The organism is Mycobacterium sp. E796 (genome assembly GCF_001672815.1).
In the GTDB taxonomy this organism is placed as follows: Bacteria; Actinomycetota; Actinomycetes; order Mycobacteriales; family Mycobacteriaceae; genus Mycobacterium.
Map to the genome: position 1 here is coordinate 1 of NZ_LZKK01000140.1, position 17,767 is coordinate 17,767.

The 17,767-nt window shown below is 66.3% G+C and carries 18 protein-coding genes; 7 read left to right on the plus strand and 11 right to left on the minus strand.

What is annotated here, in order from left to right; genetic code table 11:
• The coding region (locus A5706_RS10675) for a PE family protein (protein ID WP_156767055.1) at positions 1-632 on the minus strand (632 nt) is incomplete at its 3' end.
• Positions 633-875: 243 nt separating this feature from the next.
• Between A5706_RS10675 and A5706_RS10680 the strand changes: the two genes are divergently transcribed.
• Complete coding sequence (locus A5706_RS10680; protein WP_068130039.1) at positions 876-1,901, plus strand: hotdog fold thioesterase; 1,026 nt, start codon at positions 876-878, stop codon at positions 1,899-1,901.
• Positions 1,902-1,982: 81 nt separating this feature from the next.
• Positions 1,983-3,188 (plus strand): amidohydrolase family protein, encoded by a 1,206-nt coding sequence (locus A5706_RS10685; protein ID WP_068129971.1) that lies wholly within the window; start codon positions 1,983-1,985, stop codon positions 3,186-3,188.
• Here the strand turns inward: A5706_RS10685 and A5706_RS10690 are convergent.
• Positions 3,180-3,674, minus strand: a complete 495-nt coding sequence (locus tag A5706_RS10690; RefSeq protein WP_068129974.1) for a DUF421 domain-containing protein — start codon at positions 3,672-3,674, stop codon at positions 3,180-3,182. The genes A5706_RS10685 and A5706_RS10690 overlap by 9 nt on opposite strands.
• Positions 3,675-3,891: 217 nt before the next feature.
• On the opposite strand from A5706_RS10690, the gene A5706_RS10695 reads away from it, so the two are divergent.
• The gene (locus tag A5706_RS10695; protein ID WP_068129977.1) at positions 3,892-5,847 is read left to right on the plus strand and encodes a SpoIIE family protein phosphatase; all 1,956 of its coding nucleotides are present in this window, start codon (positions 3,892-3,894) and stop codon (positions 5,845-5,847) included.
• A gap of 29 nt (positions 5,848-5,876) precedes the next feature.
• Here A5706_RS10695 and A5706_RS10700 read toward each other — a convergent pair whose 3' ends face one another.
• Positions 5,877-7,112 (minus strand): acyl-CoA dehydrogenase family protein, encoded by a 1,236-nt coding sequence (locus A5706_RS10700; RefSeq protein ID WP_068129979.1) that lies wholly within the window; start codon positions 7,110-7,112, stop codon positions 5,877-5,879.
• Positions 7,109-8,260 (minus strand): acyl-CoA dehydrogenase family protein, encoded by a 1,152-nt coding sequence (locus A5706_RS10705; RefSeq protein ID WP_068129982.1) that lies wholly within the window; start codon positions 8,258-8,260, stop codon positions 7,109-7,111. The genes A5706_RS10700 and A5706_RS10705 overlap by 4 nt, the downstream gene beginning before the upstream one ends.
• Before the next feature lie 154 nt (positions 8,261-8,414).
• On the opposite strand from A5706_RS10705, the gene A5706_RS10710 reads away from it, so the two are divergent.
• Positions 8,415-9,209: a hypothetical protein gene (locus tag A5706_RS10710; RefSeq protein ID WP_068129985.1), complete on the plus strand. Its 795-nt coding sequence runs from the start codon at positions 8,415-8,417 to the stop codon at positions 9,207-9,209.
• A complete protein-coding gene (locus A5706_RS10715; RefSeq protein ID WP_156767056.1) occupies positions 9,206-9,904 on the plus strand; it encodes a hypothetical protein in 699 nt (232 codons plus the stop codon). The genes A5706_RS10710 and A5706_RS10715 overlap by 4 nt, the downstream gene beginning before the upstream one ends.
• Before the next feature lie 9 nt (positions 9,905-9,913).
• Here A5706_RS10715 and A5706_RS10720 read toward each other — a convergent pair whose 3' ends face one another.
• From A5706_RS10720 to A5706_RS10740, 5 genes are read right to left on the minus strand one after another with little or no spacing between them, the layout of a single operon-like run.
• Positions 9,914-10,873, minus strand: a complete 960-nt coding sequence (locus tag A5706_RS10720; protein WP_068129988.1) for an alpha/beta hydrolase — start codon at positions 10,871-10,873, stop codon at positions 9,914-9,916.
• Positions 10,874-10,878: 5 nt separating this feature from the next.
• Entirely contained in the window at positions 10,879-11,307 is a 429-nt protein-coding gene (locus A5706_RS10725; protein WP_068129991.1) for a hypothetical protein, read from the minus strand.
• Between the two features lie 4 nt (positions 11,308-11,311).
• A complete protein-coding gene (locus A5706_RS10730; protein WP_068129993.1) occupies positions 11,312-12,460 on the minus strand; it encodes an amidohydrolase family protein in 1,149 nt (382 codons plus the stop codon).
• Positions 12,460-13,497, minus strand: a complete 1,038-nt coding sequence (locus tag A5706_RS10735; protein ID WP_068129995.1) for an amidohydrolase family protein — start codon at positions 13,495-13,497, stop codon at positions 12,460-12,462. Before A5706_RS10735 ends, A5706_RS10730 begins: the two co-directional genes overlap by 1 nt.
• Before the next feature lie 5 nt (positions 13,498-13,502).
• Positions 13,503-13,901 (minus strand): Rieske (2Fe-2S) protein, encoded by a 399-nt coding sequence (locus A5706_RS10740; RefSeq protein WP_068129997.1) that lies wholly within the window; start codon positions 13,899-13,901, stop codon positions 13,503-13,505.
• Positions 13,902-14,008: 107 nt separating this feature from the next.
• Here A5706_RS10740 and A5706_RS10745 point away from each other — a divergent pair, with 107 nt between their 5' ends.
• Positions 14,009-15,235, plus strand: coding sequence for a cytochrome P450 (locus A5706_RS10745; RefSeq protein WP_068129999.1), 1,227 nt, complete (start codon positions 14,009-14,011; stop codon positions 15,233-15,235).
• Complete coding sequence (locus tag A5706_RS10750; protein WP_068130002.1) at positions 15,232-16,389, plus strand: Zn-dependent alcohol dehydrogenase; 1,158 nt, start codon at positions 15,232-15,234, stop codon at positions 16,387-16,389. The genes A5706_RS10745 and A5706_RS10750 overlap by 4 nt, the downstream gene beginning before the upstream one ends.
• A 140-nt stretch (positions 16,390-16,529) precedes the next feature.
• Here A5706_RS10750 and A5706_RS10755 read toward each other — a convergent pair whose 3' ends face one another.
• Both A5706_RS10755 and A5706_RS10760 read right to left on the minus strand, forming a co-directional pair.
• Positions 16,530-17,264, minus strand: coding sequence for an SDR family NAD(P)-dependent oxidoreductase (locus A5706_RS10755; RefSeq protein ID WP_068130005.1), 735 nt, complete (start codon positions 17,262-17,264; stop codon positions 16,530-16,532).
• Positions 17,261-17,701 (minus strand): VOC family protein, encoded by a 441-nt coding sequence (locus A5706_RS10760; protein WP_068130008.1) that lies wholly within the window; start codon positions 17,699-17,701, stop codon positions 17,261-17,263. Before A5706_RS10760 ends, A5706_RS10755 begins: the two co-directional genes overlap by 4 nt.
• Positions 17,702-17,767: the final 66 nt, after the last annotated feature.

A 17,767-nucleotide genomic window follows, 5' to 3' on the forward strand; every position in this document is an offset into this window, starting at 1 on the left:
CCGGGCGCCCCCCCCCCCCCCCCCCCGCCGGTTCCGCCGATGCCGATCAGCCCGGCCGGACCGCCGGCACCGCCGGGCGCTCCGGTGGCGGTGCTGTTCCCACCGCTGCCGCCACTGCCGTACAAAAACCCGCCGGGGCCGCCAGGCGTCCCGATCCCTTGCGCGTCCGTCGTGCCGTTGACACCATTGCCGATCAGGGGACGCCCGAAAAGAAAGTCGGTGGGCGCGTTGACGACGTCAAGCAGAACTTGCCGAACGGGCTGAGTCTGCTGGTTGACCTGCTGGACCGCGCTGAGCACAGTCTGCTGCAGCGGCTGGGTCTGGCGCTGCACGGAGCTGATCAGTGTCTGTGCGTCGGTCTCGGTGCTCGCATAGGCGGCGGCGCCCGCGTTGAGCGTCTGCACATACTTGGAATGAAACGCTCCGGCCTCGGCGATTAATGCCTGATAGCCCAACGCGTGCTGGGAAAGCAGCTTCGCAATAGCCGCCGACACCTCATCAGCGCCGCCCCCCAGTACCCCCGTGGTGGACGCCGCTGCCGCCGCGTTGGCCGCGCTGACCGCCGAGCCCAGGGCCGCCAACTGTGTTGCCGCATCCGTCACCATTTCCGGGACCGCGATCAGAAACGACATACGACTGCCTCCAGCAGCCCGCGTGAACGAGGTATCGCCCCGCGATCGGCGATAAGCAGATGGTAGGCCGCGCGGCCTGATTTCGCGTGTCGCCGACAACCCGGCCGCTCTTCCCGGAGGACACGAGCGAACAAGACATCCCGACCGCCGCCGTCGCGCTGGCGCGTGAGCCCGGGTGTCCAATATCGGCCTGGCCACTCACCCAGCGCCGGATATCCCACAATGCGCGGTAACCTCATTCTCATGGCTGAACCGACCGAGGAAGCCGAAGTGACGCGCGGCGACCGTTTCATCAAGACAGCCGTCGCGATCCTGGGTGAAACGGGACGCACCGACTTCACCGTTCAGGAGGTCGTCGCGCGCTCCAAGACCTCGCTTCGCGCCTTCTACCAGCACTTCAGCAGCAAGGACGAACTGCTCCTCGCGCTGTTCGACCGGACCATCGCGCAATCGGTGCAGGGCTGGCGTGCCGAGATCAACGGACTGGACAGCACCGCCGCGCTGAAGCTGGTGATCGACCGCGTCAGCCAACAACCCGAGTCGAGCACCCAGGACAGCCTCAACCGGGCGTTGAGCCTGTACAACCAGCATCTGGCGGAAACGCGCCCCCGCGATTACACCCGAGTGCTGTCCCCGTTGCATCAGTTGATCCGCGACATCGTCGGGCAGGGAATCACGGAAGGGGTCTTCAACCCGGGACTCGATATCGGGGCCGCGGCCGCGATCGTCATGCAGACCATCATGGGCGCCCAACGGTTGCACTGGTTGGGCACCGAATTGATCGGCAAGCCGATCGACGCCGGCCAGCTCTACGACTACTGCAGCCGCGCGCTGGGGATCCGGGAGACCGACGAGGAATCGGCCACGCCCACCTTGGGTGAGCTCTTCGCGCAAATCGGAATGCGGCCGGGCATCCACAACGGCGAATTCGCGATGACGATGCCGGTCAGCCCCAATGTCGTCAACACGTCCGGCGCCCTTCAGGGCGGCTTGATCGCCACGCTTGTCGACGTGGCGGGCGGGCAATTCGGGCTGGAGTATCTGCAGCAAGGCACCACAATGACCACTGCCGACCTCTTCATCCGCTACCTGCGCCCCATTCGGCAGGGCGCCGCGCGCGCAGTCCCCAGGATGCTGCGGTCCGGTCGGCGCGCGATGGTCATGCAGGTCGACATCTACGGCGACGGCGACGAGCTCGCCGCGACGGCGACCGTGAATTTCGCAATCATCAACGGGGCGACGCCGACCGGCCTCCAGTCCGACATTTAGCTCCCGGTATTCCTCGCCGCGCAGAAGTGGTAACGTCGTTACCAGATACTGAGAACCACAGACTTCCGCAAGGAGATCGCCATGCCGTCTCGCGAACTTTCCTTCCCCGTGTTCGACGCCGACAACCACATGTACGAGCCGCAGGAGGCGCTGACCAAGTTCCTCCCGGACAAGCGCAAGAACGTCATCGACTATGTGCAGGTGCGTGGCCGCACGAAGATCGTGGTGCGCGGCCACATCAGCGAATACATCCCCAACCCGACGTTCGAGAAGGTCGCCAAGCCCGGTGCCCAGGAGGACTACTTCCGCAACGGCGCGCAGGGCAAGAGCTACCGCGAGATCCTCGGCGAGCCGATGAAGGCCATCCCTGCCTTCCGCGAGCCGGGCGCGCGGCTGGAGGTCATGGACGAGCTGGGCATCGACTACGCCCTAATGTTCCCGACCCTGGCCAGCCTGGTCGAGGAGCGCATGAAGGACGACCCCGAGATGACCCACGACGTCATCCACGCGCTCAACCAGTGGATGTACGAGCAGTGGTCGTTCAACTACGAGGGGCGCATCTTCGCCACCCCTGTGATCACACTGCCGATTGTCGAGCGTGCGCTCGAAGAACTCGAATGGGTATTGGAGCGCGGCGCCCGCACGGTGCTGGTGCGCCCGGCGCCGGTGCCCGGCTACAAGGGCAGCCGGTCGTTCGGCCTCGAGGAGTTTGACCCGTTCTGGCAGGCCTGCGTCAAAGCCGGGATCCCCGTGTCGATGCACGCCTCGGACAGCGGTTACTCCGAGTTCGCCAACGTGTGGGAGCCGGGCGACGAGTTCCTGCCGTTCAAGCCGACCCCCTTCCGCAGCCTGGTGATGGGCCACCGACCGATCATCGACGCGATGGGTGCGCTGGTGTGCCATGGCGCTCTGTCACGCAACCCCGAATTGCGGATCCTTTCGATCGAAAACGGCGCGGATTGGGTGCCGGACCTCTTCAAGGGCCTCAAGGGCGTCTATAAGAAAATGCCACAGTCGTTCAGCGAAAACCCGATCGAGGCGTTTAAGCGCTGCGTGTACATCACCCCGTTCTGGGAGGACCGCTTCACCGAGATCGTCAAGATGGTGGGAACCGACCGGGTGCTGTTCGGATCGGACTGGCCCCACCCCGAGGGCCTGAAGGACCCCATCTCCTTCGTCGACGAGCTGACCGACTTCGACGAGGAGGATGTCGCCAAGATCATGGGTGGCAACCTGATGAAGCTGATGAAGGTCTCCTCGCCCGAGAAAAAGCCGGTCTCAGCCTGAGCGGTCGGCGTCGTCGATGATGGAGACGACGCCCCTGGTCTCGAACACCGCGAGGCGAACGTCCGCGGGTCTTTGGTGGCCGTGCTGGCGCAGGATCGCGTCCAGGTCCAAGTGCGTGAGCCGGCAACGTTTCAGGTTCGCCTCATCGAGTTCTCCGTCGCGGATCAACACCCGCACGGGTGGGTCTACCAGACGGCGCACCCACGGGGTGAACCGCAGCCGCGCGACGAGGTCGTGCGCCGCGATCAAGGCGACGAGGGCGGCCGCCCCGGTCAACCACGAGGTGTCGGCGGCCGTCGCGGTTCGCCCGACAATGGCGCCCACCGCGACGGCGGTCACCCAGTCGAACGGCGTGAACTCGGCGATGGTGCGCCGCAACATGACCCGGAAAGCCGTTGCTGCGGTGATGAATAACGCGAACGCCTTGAGTGCGGCAAAGGCCGCCGGTCGCCAGCCGTCGATGAACTGCAGCAGCAGATCCCTCATGTCGACGCGATTCGGGTCAGGCGGGGATCGCTCATGTGAGCTGAGGTACCCGTCGACATCCGGCATAACCACGGGACATGCCGGGACAACCGTTAGCAAACAGATGCAATGGGTACCTAACAGGCGTTGCTAATCTGAATATCTACGTGTGCAAACGCCATGCATTCGGCCCGGTTGTGTGACTGCATAGCGAGGTTCCGCGGGAAGGGACGGCCAAATGGTCGCCGAAAAGGATTGGGACAACACCGTTGGTGTGCCCGACGAGGTTCGGCGCGTCTTCGAGAATGTTCCCGCCATGCTGGTTGGCCTGAAAGGGCCCGACCACCGGTTTATCGCGGTCAACGCGGCCTACCGGGCATTCAACCCGACCGGCAACCCGGTGGGAAAGCTTGCGCGCGAGGTCTTCCCCGAGCTGGAGAGCCAGCAGATTTACCAAATGTTCGACCGGGTCTACGCGACCGGCGAACCGCAAACCGGGAAGGAATGGCGGCTACAGGCCAACTATGACGGCTCGGGAATCGAGGAACGGTACTTCGACTTCGTCGTCACGCCTCGCCGCGGGGACGACGGATTCATCGAGGGTGTGCAGATCATCTTCGACGACGTGACCGCCCGGGTGCGGGCGCGGGAGGCCGCCGAGGAGCGCATGGAGGAGCTGTCCGAGCGCTACCGCAACGCCCGCGACTCGGCAACCATCATGCAGCAGGCGTTGCTGGCCCCGTCCGTCCCTGTAGTTCCTGGCGCCGACGTCGCCGCGGAGTACCTCGTCGCCGCCGAGGACACCGCGGCCGGCGGCGACTGGTTTGACGCGATGGCCCTCGGTGATCGGCTGGTTCTTGTCGTGGGTGACGTCGTCGGGCACGGCGTCGAGGCCGCAGCGGCGATGTCGCAATTGCGCACCGCGCTGCGGATGCAGATTTCCTTGGGCCACAACATCGTCGAAGCGCTCGAAGCGGTCGACCGCTTTCACGAACAGGTCCCGGGCTCGAAATCGGCGACCTTGTGCGTCGCTTCGCTCGAGTTGGCCACGGGCGAACTCCAATACTGCACAGCGGGACACCCACCGCCGCTGCTGGTGAGCGCCGGCACGGGCTCGCGCTACGCGGAGCCGACGGGCGCGGGTCCCCTGGGCAGCGGCACCGGATTCCCGGTCCGCACCGAGGTCCTCGAGGTGGGCGACTCGGTCCTGCTGTATTCCGACGGCCTGATCGAACGTCCCGGCCGACCTCCGGGCGCCAGCACCGCGGAGTTCGCCGAGCTGTCTGCGAACATTGCCGCCGGCAACCGCGGCTTCGTCATCGGTGCGCCGGGCCGGCCGATCGACCGGATTTGTTCGGAGACACTGGAATTGCTGCTCCGGTCGACGGGCTACAAGGACGACGTCACATTGCTTGCGGCGCAACGGCGCACACCGCCCGAACCGCTGCGGATCACGCTGGACGCGACTATTCATGCCGCACGCGCGGTCCGCGCCGAGCTTCGTGAGTGGCTGTCGGAAATCGGCGCCGACCTCGACGACATCTGTGACGTCGTCCACGCGGTTTCGGAGTTCGTCGAGAACGCGATCGAGCACGGGTACGCAACAACGGTTTCCGACCGGCTTTCGAAATGGATCGTGGTCGAGGCCGCGCTGGCCGGCGATGGCAACCTGCACGCCTCGGTCGTCGACCAGGGGCGGTGGAAGGACCACCGCGAGGGTGAGGGAGGCCGCGGGCGGGGACTGGCCATGGCCGAAGCGTTGGTGGACAAGGCTCAGGTCACCCATGGTGACGGCGGGACGACGGCCAGCCTGACGCACCGACTGTCGCGGCCGGCGAACTTCATCACCGACACGACCGTCAGCCGCTCAACCCGCCCACCATCCGTCAACTCCGAATTCGTCTCCTTGGTCGGCGAGGCCGGCCGCATCGTGGTCAGCGGAGACGTCGACGCGGCCACCGCGGCTACCCTGGACCGACAGATCGCCGTCGAAAGCCGTTCCGGCATAGCGTCGTTGACGGTCGACCTCAGCGGGGTGACCCATCTCGGGTCGGCAGGGGTGAGCGCCCTGGCTGCCGCCCGCGACCGGGCCCGCACGCAGGGCGGTGCCCTCACGCTGATCGCGGCCCCCGGAACCCCGGCGCATCACGTCTTGTCGCTGGTCCAACTGCCCGTGGACAACAGCGACCGCTAACGCTCTCGCCGACGCACACCGCCCGCCGGTCAGCGGCCCTGACCGTGCCGAACCTGGTTGAACGGCACCCCGCGGTCGGCGGCGTATTCCCGGGGGAATCCCAGCACCCGTTCGCCGATCACGTTGCGGGCCATCTCGGTTGTGCCGCCGCCGATGGCGACGTTCTGCCGGGACAGGTACCGTAGCCCCGCCTCGAGGCCTTCGCCGAATTCCCCCACAACACCGGCGCTTCCCGTGATCGCCATCGCGGCGTCCATATCCATGGTCACCGTCTCGGAGTGAAAGAGCCGGATCAGGGTCCCCGCGGTCGGGGGCAGTACGCCGTCCCGGACGTTGCGGTACACGTGATCGATCAGCTGCTCGCCGACCGCGCGCTGCACGAGCACCCGGCCGGCGATCTCCTGGATGCGTTCGTTGTCGGCCTGGCCCATCTTCTCGGCGAGCGCCACGTAGTCGACCGGCGTTGTGTGCCCGCCTTCGTGGCCGGCGCCACTGGCGAACTCCGAACCCTGCCCCACCGCCCGGCGTTCGTGGTACAGCTGGCGCGAGGCGACCGCCCAGCCGCCGTTGACCTCACCGACGACGGCGTCATCGCCGACGTCCACACCGTCCAGGAACTCCTCGCAAAACTCGGTGGACCCGCTCAGCATGGTGATGCGCCGCAACGTGATTCCCGGATGGCCGATCGGCACCAGGAACATGGTCAGGCCTTCGTGCTTGGGCACGTCCCAGTTGGTGCGCGCCAGACACAATCCGTAGTCGGCGGCGAAAGCGCTTGTGCTCCAGGTTTTTGCGCCGTTGATAACCCAACGCTCGCCTTGGCGTTCGGCTCGGGTGATGACACCGGCCAGGTCCGAACCGCCGCTGGGCTCGGACAGCAGTTGCACCAGGACTTCGTCGCCGCGCAGGGCGGCCGCAATGTGCCGCTTCTTCTGGTCCTCAGTTCCAGTGTCGAGCAGGGTGGCGCAGCAGATGGTGAACGTCGGGGTGTTCAGGATCAGCGGCATCTCGTAGCCGAGGGATTCGGCGTCGAATGCCTTCTGGTACTCATAGTCCAGCCCTAGGCCACCGTACTCGCGGGGAAAGCAGATACCGGCGAATCCCCCCTCGTAGAGCCGCTTTTGCAGTTCGCGCGCCCTGTTCCAGGATCGCTCGTCGTCGCGCGGTGCGGGCGGCGGGTTCTCGGGGTCGATGGCGGGTAGGTTGTCCGCCAACCACACTCGGGCCCGGGCTGCGAATTCGGCGACGGTTTCGGTGGTCGTCATCGGGAGTTCGTCACCGATCGGGCCGCCCTTTCCGCGTCGTACACCCTCAGGTTATGTTCCTCGGGCGTGCCGAACATGGAGCGGTACAACGTGACCCGCCTCAGGTAGAGGTGCAGGTCGTGTTCCCAGGTGACACCGATGCCGCCGTGCATCTGAACGCAGGCCTGCACGATCCGGCCCGCCACCTCGCCGACGTATGACTTGGCGATACTCGCCGACAAGCCCGCCTTGGGCGAGCGCGCGGCGACATCGGCAACCGCCGCCGACGTGGTCGCACGACACGCTTCCAGCCACAACTTCATGTCGGCGAAGCCGTGCTTGAGGACCTGGTAGGAGGCCAGCGGCCGGCCGAATGTATGCCTGTCCAGCGCCCATTGGACGGTGAAGTCGAACACCGTTTGCAGAATGCCGACCACCTCGGCGCACTGCAGCACCTGGGCGAGCTGGCTCTGCCGCCCGATCAGCGCGGCGGCCTCGGCGGGGCCGCCGACTGCGGCGGACCGTTCTACGACCACGCCGTCGAAATCGACTTTGGCGTATTGCTTGACCAAGTCGACCGACTGCTGCGGCGTGATCCGGACACCCGGCGCGTCTGTCGGCACCAGGAACTGACGAACGCCGTCATCGCATCGCGCCACGACCAACAGCACCCCACTTTGCGCCCCGGCCTCGACACGGTCCTTGGCACCATCAATGCGGAAGCCGGACTCGGTCCGGGTGGCCGCCACCGCAGGATTCAGGGGAGCCCAGCCCCTACCCGGCTCGCAAACCGCCCAGGACGCCACGGTTTCACCGGACATCAGCGACTCGATGGTCTCGGCGTGCGCCTGCGGATCCGGGCACTCGGCGAGCGCCACGAGCACGACGCTGACCGGATACAGCGGCCCGGGCGCCACCGTCTTGCCGAGCTGCTCGGCGACCATGGCCAGGTCCACCACGCCGCTGTCCGACACGCTGCCGCCGCCCAACTCCTCCGGCACGAGGAGGGCCGTCCACCCGAGTTCGGCGGCGCGCCGCCACCACCCCGGGTCGAAGGACAGTCCCGCGGCGTGCAGCTCGCGGACGCGACTCAGCGGCGCTTCTTTTTGCAGAAAGGCCTGGGTTGTGGACGCGAAGAGTATCTTTTCGGGAGAGTCGACAGCGGTCATGATGACGGCAGATTCGAGAGGAAACGTGGGTGGTTGATCATCCGCCTGGTCGGTTCTCGTCGGAGTTCGCTGTGGATTCCGATGTTAGCAATGAGCAGTACGGTAAGAGATACCGGAGTCCAATCGATAATGATCATCACGAGCGGTAATCGCGGTGGCTGACGCGAACCAAACGCCCGATCATTCGACCGCACCGGAGGCCGACGCCAGGGCGTTGCTCGAAGAAGCCGAGGCGGAGGCCGCCGCGGCCGAAGCGCGTGCCGCCGCGGCCCTAGCCCGCGCCCGGGCCGCTCGGCTGCGACGCGAGGCCCTCGGGTTGCCGGATCCCGACGAGTACGACGACGCGGACGAGGATTACGCCGAGCACGAGGGCGAGGACGACTACGAGGACGACTACGAGGGTGACGAAGAATACGAAGAGGACGACTACGACGAGTCGGTAACCGAGCAAGCTGCATGGCGGCGGCGAATGCCGCTGCTCGCCGCGATTGCGGCCGTCATCGGCATCATCGCCTTTGTCGGCTCCAGCGCATACATGGTGATTCAACATCGCGACACCACCAGGCACCAACAGCGCGAAGCCGCGTTCGTCGCCGGGGCCAAGCAGGGCGTCCTCAACATGATTTCGTTGGACTTCAACAAGGCCAAGGCCGATGTCCAGCGCGTGATCGACAGCTCCACCGGCGAATTCCAAGCCGATTTCCAGCAGCGGGCCAACGACTTCATATCGGTGGTCATCCAGTCGAAGGCGGTCACGGAAGGAACGGTGCACGCCGCCGCCCTTGAGTCCATGAACGACAACTCGGCGGTGGTATTGGTTTCGGCGACATCGCAAGTCACCAATTCACCGCCGGGCAAGGACGAGCCGCCGCGAATTTGGCGCCTCAGGGTGACGGTCGCCGATGTCGGCGGGAAATACAAGATGTCGAAAGTTGAGTACGTGCCGTGACCGAAGACGTGCGCGACATCGATTCGGCCGCATCGGAACCCACCGAGGGGCCGGCCCAAGTCGACGACACCTCCGTGGCCGAGGAGCCAATCAACGAGAAGCCCACCGACGACGAGCCCACCGACGACGTGGCCGACGACGACGAGCCCACCGACGACGGCTCCGACGACGCCGCGCCGATCGAGCGCCGCCGCCGCACCCTCTCGCCCAGGGCCCGCAAGGTCATTGCGGCGGTTTTGGTTGCGCTGCTACTGATCTCGGGCGGCGTGGCGACGTGGCTGTACTTCGAGCAGTACCGGCCGGACCAACAGACCGACGCCGGCGTCGCGCGCACGGTGGTCAACGCCGCGACGGACGGAACGACCGCGGTACTGTCGTATTCCTCCGACTCGCTCGACCAGGACTTCGCCGCCGCCAGGACACACCTCGCCGGGGATTTCCTGACGTACTTCGACCAATTCAGTCAGCAGACGGTGGCCCCGGTGGCCAGGCAGAAGTCGATGAAAACCAAGGCCAAGGTGACCGGCGCCGCCGTGTCGGAACTGCACCCCGACTCGGCGGGGGTTCTGGTCTTCGTCGATCAAGTCACGACGACCAAGGACAGCGCCCAGCCGTCGGTAGCGGTCAGCAGCATCCTGGTGCGCATGTCCCGGATCAACGACAAGTGGCTGATCACCAAGTTCACACCGGTCTAACCGCAGCCGCTACATGGCGAACACCCGGCGCAGCGACTGGGCGTGCAGCGCCCGGTTCTCCTCGGAGACAACCCAATCGGGAACCAAAGAATCGAAGCCGTTGAATGTCGCTGCGATGACGTGCAATTCGGTGTGGACGTAGGCGCGCAGTAGCCGGTTGGCGTAGGCGATGGCTTCGTCACGGCACGGGTCGATCTCCGAGCAACTGATAAACGTGGGTGGGAGCCCCTCGAGGTTGGCCCGATGCGCGGGGACGTATTGACCGCTCGCGGTGGTGTGGCCGAGGTAGTGGCCCCAGGCCCGGCTCACGGCAGGACCGTTGAGGCCCGGCGTGCGCTGGAACTCCCGTCGCGACGGGGTCGCATCGGAATCGAGCATCGGCTGGTGCAGGATCTGCACCAGCACCGGCGGGCCCTCCTCGTCGAACACGCGCTGGGCCAGGCTCGCGACCAGCGCCGCACCGGCGTCGCGTCCCATCACCGCGATGCGGCTGGGGTCGACGTCGAGCTCGGCGCAGTTGTCCACGGCGTAGCGCAATGCCGTATCCACGTCGTCCAACGCGGCCGGACACGGATTTTCGGGTGCGAGCCGGTAGTCGACCGAGACCAGAAGGCAGCCGGCGGCGCGGGCCAGCTCCACGCATTGCGCATGATCGGTGTCCAGGTTTCCCGTCACGAAGCCGCCGCCGTGGGCGTATATCACCAGGGGCGCCGGGGATCCCGCGCCGCCGCGATACAGGCGAATGCCCAGCGGTTGGCCGTCCGGACCGGCGATCGATCGCGATTCCACGGCGACACCGTCGGTTTGGACGGCCGCGGCCCGCTCGGCGGCCCGGGCGTCGGCCTCTTTGCGCTCCGCGGGCAGTGTCTCGGTGCGGAACTCGACAACACTCAGCTCGATCGCCGCGTCACGCAGCACCGGGTCGATCCGGCTTAGGCCTTGCGGCCGCGTCAGGTTGGTCTGCGTCATACCCCTCAACTTCCGTCCGGGAAACCATCTTCAAGGTAGACCTGCGATTCCATGTGGTGGAAGATGCGGTACCTATCGGCGCGAAAAGTCAGCAACCACGTGATCCAGCTGGTACCGGTGTGCGCAACATCGGATTCTTGCCCGGTGCAGCTCCATCGGCTCAGCAAAACACAACGCGCCACTCCCCCGGCCCAGCCCTCGGCGGACCACAACCGTGACGACATCGAGGCGCGCTTCAGCCGACTGCCGATCCTGGCCCAGTGCCGATCGAGCTCGTCGGCGCCGACCAGCGGCACCGCGTATTCGTCACCGATGTAGATCGGCCGCGGGTCCTGCCGCTCCCACAGGTTGGCGACGCCGGCGAAGTCCAGCGCCGACCACTTCTCGTCGTATTCGCCGACCAACGCGGTCAGCCTGGCGGCCAGATCGGCCACCTCGTCACCGTTCTCCGGGGAGCGCCTTCACGGTCGCCGGTAGCCCGTACAGCGCCGTCGCGTTGCCGCGCATGATCCGCTCCCGTTGGTCGGCGGGGAATCGGTTGATCGCGTAGGTCGGTGAGTCGTAGCTCCAGTGTGGGTAGTCCGTCGAGAACATCAGGTTGTCGCCGAGGTCCATCAACTCCAAGTACTCGCGGAACTGCACGGTGTCGGCGTCTTCCAGCGGCTGGGTGGTGAACCGGACGTGTTCGCGCACATATTCCGACGGGCGGCGACGGACGTGGGGCAGGTCACCGCGGCGCGCTTCCCAGATCCGGTCCATCCGCGACATCACCGGCATCGCCCAGGTGAACCCGCCCTCGACGAAGACCACCCGCAGGTCCGGGTGGCGATCGAAGGCGCCGTCGAACACCAGGCTCATCAGGTGCGAGACGTACAGCAACGGCCACGAGGCGAAGAAGTCGTGCCAGTGCGCGGGGTTGCCGACCGGGTACAGCGGTATCAGTTCGAAAGGCGTCTGGCCCATCAAATGCGTGGCTATCGGGAAGCCGTTGCGTGCGGCCGCCTCGTACAGCGGGTCGAAATGCGGGTTGCCGAAAGGGATCCCACGCGTCTGCGGCGTCATCAGCACCTGGGTCATGTACGGATGTCCCGCCCACCGTTCCACCTCGCGGCCGGCCAGGTCCGGCGTCTGCGCGCTGACGCTGATCGATCCGCGCCAGCGGCCGTGCCAGTTGTACTTGTCCAGCCAGACGTCGGCGAGCCAGTCGTTGTAGGTCGACTTGAGCACGTGTTCGGCCTGCGGCAGTTGCGCGTCGCACATCGGCTCGAGCGTCGCGATGCTGACACCGGCATCGAGAAGCAACTGCTTGGCCGCGAAATCCGGATCGCTGCCGGCGACTCCGCCGCCCGGCGGCGCGGCGTCGAGGCGCAACGACATCGTCTTGTACGAATCGGGGGTGTCGTAGAAATGCGGGACGGGGCTGACGGCGTTGCCCGTCGGCCAGATCTTGTCCACCCATTCGGCGGGTGCGTAGGACTTGAGCACGTCGGCCGAGACCGGCAGCGGGTGTACGTCGGTGTCGACGATGGTGACCGCGATTTCGTCCTCTTGACCGGTCGGCGAGTCGAGTCGTTCGATCGTTGTCATCAGACGCGCTCCTTAAGCCCGTACAGCTCAATGGCATTCCGCCACAACACCTTGTCGCGTTGCTCGGCGTCGAGCCCCGCCGCACTCGCCTCCGGCGGCGACGTGGACCAGTGCGGGTAGCTCGATCCGTACATCAGCAGGTCGGACTTGCCGGTGAAGTCCATCCAGCGCCGCATCGCGCCGGTCTCGGTCGGCCCGTCGAACGCCGACGAGCAGAACCGGACGTGGCCGGGCAGGTATTCACTGGGATACCGGTCCACCCAGGGTGTCTGGTCGCGCATCGACAGCCAGAACGTGTCCAGCCGCCACATCAGCGGGGTGAGGATGTCGTAGCCGCCGTCGGCGAACACGAACTTCAGGCCAGGGTGGCGGCCGAACACACCCTCGATGATGAGCGTGGCCAGGTGCACGAAGTAGTTCAACGGCATGAACGCCGCGTACCCCGGGTAGGTGTGCGCGTGCCCGGCGAAGGTGGGCGGGTGGTCGACGCCGTTGCCGCCGTTGATGTGCACCGCAACCGGCAGCCCGTGCGCGGCGGCGGCCTCCCAGATCGGCTCGAACATCGGTTTGCCGTACGGCTCGCGCGACTGCATCGGGACACCCACCTGCACCAGCTTGGGGTGACCGGCCAGGCGCTCGATCTCGGCCACCGCGCCCCGGACGTCCTCGGGGTTGACCCGGATGGTGCCCCGAAAACGGTCGGTGGTGTCGGGCTCCAGCCAGCGATCCAGCAGCCAGTCGTTGACCGCGGCGCAGATGCGGCTGTTGAGCAGGTAATCGGCGATGTTGCCGCGGGTCAGCGGGTTCAGGATGGCGTAATCGACGCCCATGTCGTCGAACAGGTGCCGGGCCATCGTTTCCGGATCCGAACCAGGGTAGTGCTCGCCGTAGAGGTCCGCCCGGTAGTCGCCACCCGGCGCCTGATACCACTGCTGCTCGACATCCGGGATTGAGCGCAGCTGATGCGCGGCCGGGAGGTAGCGGCGTATCTCCGCGTTGTAGCGGAAGTGCGGTTGCACGTTGGTGTCGATGATCATGGGGGTCATGCCGTCAGGTACACCTCACCGTCGGTGACGTCCACCTGGTAGGTGCGGACGCGCCGCCGCGGGTCGGCCAGGTTTTGACCGGTGGTGACGTCGAATTCCCAATTGTGCCAAGGGCATCGAACGATCTGACCGTCACGAACGCGGCGCATCCCATCGAGCGATTCGGGAGCCGATTCGTTGGTGCCGCCGATCAGGCCAAGGCACAAGGGTGCGCCCTCGTGTGAGCAGTAGTTGACGATCGCGTAAAGCTCACCGTGCACGTTGTACACGCCCACGCCGAACTTGCCGACGTCGACCAGTTTCATCCCGCCGGGCGGCAGCTCGTCAAGCGAGCACACGAATCGCCGGTTGGGCACCTGGGAATCACCGCCTTCTCGGGTCAATACTGTGCGCATTACGGTAAAGACCACAAGCCGTTGGGCTTCGTTGCTATTTATACTATGATAGCCATATTCCCTCGGCACAGATATCCGCCCTTACCGGTGGCTCAGGAGGAGCGCGAATGACGCTCGGCACGGATGCGGACGGCCAGCCCGTCACCCTCGACCTGACCGGGGAAACCAGCCCCTACCCGTTCTTCGAGTACATGAGGCGCACCGATCCGGTCTGGCACGGTTCCCTGGCCGACCACTCGCAGATGCCCGAGGAACTGCGGCCGAACGACGAATGGGTGTTGTTCGGCTACGACGGGCTGTTTCAGGCGTTTCGTGACGACCGGGTCTTCACGTCGGCGAGCTACGACAAGACCATCGGACTGGTGATGGGTCACACCATCCTGGCGATGGGCGGCAAGGAGCATCACGACCACCGCAGCCTGGTGGCCAAGGCCTTCCGGGCCACCGCGCTGGAGCGGTGGGAGCCGTCGGTGATCGGGCCGGTGTGCGATCGGCTGATCGACGAAATCAAGAATGACGGACACGCCGACCTGGTCAAGGCGCTGACATTCGAATTTCCCACCCGGATCATCTCCGTGCTGCTCGGGCTCCCCCCTGAGGATCTCGACCTGTTCCGCCGGCTGTCGCTCGACCTGATCTCGATTCCGACCGACATCATGGCCGGGCTGAACGCGGCGGCGGAGCTGCAGGGCTACTTCCTCGAACAGGTTGAGCAGCGGCGCCACAAGCTCACCGACGACATCATCGGCGACCTGGTCGCGGCCGAGATCGACGGCGAAAAGCTCACCGACGAGGCAATCATCGCGTTCCTGCGGCTGCTGCTGCCGGCCGGCCTGGAGACCACGTATCGCTCCTCGGGCAACCTGCTGTACCTGCTGCTGACGCACCCCGAGCAGCTGGCGATGGTGCAGCAGGACCGGTCGCTGATCCCGGCCGCCATCGAGGAGGGCCTGCGGGTGGAGACACCGCTGACGATGGTCATGCGGACCACCACCCAGGAAATCGAAATAGGCGGCAAGACAATCCCGGCCGACGCGCAGGTCGACATGTGTATGGGCTCGGCCAACCGCGACGAAACCCGTTGGCCCGACCCGAACACGTTCGACATCCACCGGCCCCGGCACGCCCACATCGCGTTCGCCGCCGGCATCCACATGTGCCTCGGCATGCACCTGGCCCGGCTGGAAACCAGGGTCATGCTGAACAGCCTGTTCGACCGGGTCAAGGATTTGGCCCTGGTGCCAGACGACGGAAGCGGCCAGGAGTCCAAGATCGTCGGGCTCACCTTCCGGTCGCCGAACAAGCTTCCGGTCACCTTCGCCCCGGCCGCATGAAAAGCCGGGCGGCGATCCTGCACGACGTCGGCGGGCCGTGGTCCGTCGAGGAATTCGAGTTGGACCCGCCACGCGCGGGCGAAGTCCTGGTTCAGCTGGCCGCCGCCGGGTTGTGCCACTCCGACGACCACATCCTCAAGGGCGACATGTCGGCGCCCAACGAGGTGATGCGATCCATGGGCCTGCCGACGATGTTCCCCATGATCGGCGGGCATGAGGGGTCGGGGATCGTGCGCGAAGTCGGCGAGGGCGTAACCGATTTCGAGCCCGGCGACCACGTGGTGATGTCGTTCGTCGCGGTGTGCGGGCAGTGCCGCTGGTGCGCTACGGGGATGGAATACATCTGCGACGTCGGCATCGGCACCATGGTCCCGGGGATGCCGACCGACGGCACCTTCCGCCACCACACCTCCGACGGCCGCAACCTCGGCCACATCGCCAAGGTCGGCGCGTTCGCGGAACACACTGTGGTGTCGACGAATTCGCTCGTCAAGATCGAGCCGCACCTGCCGCTGGCGCCAAGCGCCCTGCTGTCGTGCGCCATCCCGACGGGCTACGGTTCCGTCGCGAACCGCTCCAACATGCGCGCCGGCGACACCGTCGTCGTGATCGGCGTCGGCGGCATCGGCACCGGAGCGATCCAGGGCGCCCGGATCAACGGCGCCGCACAGATCGTTGCGGTGGATCCCGTTGAGTTCAAACAGAAGTCGGCATTACAGTTCGGTGCGACGCACAGCGCCGCAAACGTGGCCGAGGCTTTGGACCTGGTGCGCGGCCTGACCTACGGGGTGATGGCCGACGCGGTGGTGGTGTCGCCGTCCTTGATCACCCCGGAGGACGTGCGCGACGCGGTGCAACTCACCCGCAAGGGCGGGACGTGTGTGCTCACCGGGATGACCTCACAGTTGACCCGACAGGTCAAGATCGACCTGCAGGACTTCATCCTGATGAACAAGACGCTGGCCGGCACCATATTCGGCTCGTGCAACCCCAGGGCGGACATCGCCAGGCTGGCCAGGCTCTACGAGACCGGGCAGCTGCAGCTCGACGAGATGATCACCCGGCGCTACCGCCTCGACGACATCAACGAGGCCTACGACGACCTGCTCAACGGCAAGATCGTCCGGGGCATCATCGATTACGGGGTCAGCTAGGCCGTGCCGCCCACACATCGATTGTGAATCGTGGGCATCATATGTGAGCCCTGGGTGGGCAGATCGCCGAAACCCCGCCCTGGGCACACGTCGAAAGGCGCCACCGCACGCTCAAAACCCTGAATACCCTCTCGGCGCAACTATTCGCCTTTGCCGCCCATCACCCGCTGCGTTTGACCGTATGCGTCGATCGGGCTGTGCAGTGCCAGGCCGCCGTCGGCGTGCACGACTTGGCCTGTCACCCAAGGCAATTCCAGGACACCCACGATCGCCCCGGCCACGTCGGCGGCCTCACCGAGGCGGCCGAACGCCGTCCGCTCGGACAGCCCTTCCACCCAGCCCGGCAGTTGCTCCGGTTTCGCCAACATCGGTGTGCGGGTGACGCCCGGGCCCACGGCGTTCACCCGGATGCCGTGCCCGCCCCATTCCGCGGCGGCGACCTTCACCAGCATGTTCACGCCGGCCTTGGACACGCAGTAGGCGCCCATGTCGCGGTCGGCGAGCGTGCCGCTGATGCTCGACACCGCGACGATTGAGCCGCCCACGCCGGCGTCGATCATGGCCCGCGCCCCGGCGCGGATGGTCAGCCAGGTTCCGGTGAGGTTGACGGCCAACACCCGTTCCCATTCCGCGAGTGGCTGTTCGAGCAGCATGCCCGACGCCCCGATTCCCGCGCACGTGACCATCCGGGTGGGGACACCGTGGTCGCGCACGGTTTGTTCCATCGCCGCCGATACCGCGTCGGGATCGCTGACGTCACAGGCGATGTCACCGCCGGACAGGTCCCACACCACCGCGCCGTGACCCGCCTCGCGGAGTCGCGCGGCGACCTCGCGCCCGATGCCCGACGCGCCGCCGGTCACCAGAGCCGTCACTGCGGGGACCCGATCAGCTCGACCAGGACTCCGTCGGGCGCGGTGATCACCGCCATCGGGACGGTCTTGCCGCCCGGGGCCGGCACGCCGATGCGGCGGACGCCGTCGGCGAAACCCAATGCCGCCAACGTGGTAAGCGTCTCGTCGACCTCGCGCTGCAGGGAGAGCAGGAAGAACCCGTGCCGCGGTCGCCCCGCTGGTGCTGAACCGTCGTCGGCGCCGTCGAAGACGACCAGCTCGACGATCCCGGTGTCGGGGGCCTGCGGGTCGCCGAGGAATATCGAGCGCAGCCGATCGGTCTTGGCGCCGAAGAGTTCTGGCCAGTCCCCGGTGAAGGTGTGGTCGAACAGTTCGGCGAATCCCAGGCCGTCGCGCCAGAACTTGGTCGAGCGTTCGACGTCGGAGGTGCAGATCGCGGCGTGGTGAATACCCGGCATACGCCCAGATTAAGCGTCACCGCAGTTCGAATGCGAGACACTTCTTCTGGACGCGCCGGGCCGATC

Bases quoted from the DNA above. Each gene is read 5' to 3' on its own strand.
- A5706_RS10680 (WP_068130039.1), top strand. From the start codon at position 876: ATGGCTGAACCGACCGAGGAAGCCGAAGTGACGCGCGGCGACCGTTTC.
- A5706_RS10685 (WP_068129971.1), top strand. From the start codon at position 1,983: ATGCCGTCTCGCGAACTTTCCTTCCCCGTGTTCGACGCCGACAACCAC.
- A5706_RS10690 (WP_068129974.1), bottom strand. From the start codon at position 3,674: ATGAGGGATCTGCTGCTGCAGTTCATCGACGGCTGGCGACCGGCGGCC.
- A5706_RS10695 (WP_068129977.1), top strand. From the start codon at position 3,892: ATGGTCGCCGAAAAGGATTGGGACAACACCGTTGGTGTGCCCGACGAG.
- A5706_RS10700 (WP_068129979.1), bottom strand. From the start codon at position 7,112: ATGACGACCACCGAAACCGTCGCCGAATTCGCAGCCCGGGCCCGAGTG.
- A5706_RS10705 (WP_068129982.1), bottom strand. From the start codon at position 8,260: ATGACCGCTGTCGACTCTCCCGAAAAGATACTCTTCGCGTCCACAACC.
- A5706_RS10720 (WP_068129988.1), bottom strand. From the start codon at position 10,873: ATGACGCAGACCAACCTGACGCGGCCGCAAGGCCTAAGCCGGATCGAC.
- A5706_RS10730 (WP_068129993.1), bottom strand. From the start codon at position 12,460: ATGACAACGATCGAACGACTCGACTCGCCGACCGGTCAAGAGGACGAA.
- A5706_RS10735 (WP_068129995.1), bottom strand. From the start codon at position 13,497: ATGATCATCGACACCAACGTGCAACCGCACTTCCGCTACAACGCGGAG.
- A5706_RS10740 (WP_068129997.1), bottom strand. From the start codon at position 13,901: ATGCGCACAGTATTGACCCGAGAAGGCGGTGATTCCCAGGTGCCCAAC.
- A5706_RS10745 (WP_068129999.1), top strand. From the start codon at position 14,009: ATGACGCTCGGCACGGATGCGGACGGCCAGCCCGTCACCCTCGACCTG.
- A5706_RS10750 (WP_068130002.1), top strand. From the start codon at position 15,232: ATGAAAAGCCGGGCGGCGATCCTGCACGACGTCGGCGGGCCGTGGTCC.
- A5706_RS10760 (WP_068130008.1), bottom strand. From the start codon at position 17,701: ATGCCGGGTATTCACCACGCCGCGATCTGCACCTCCGACGTCGAACGC.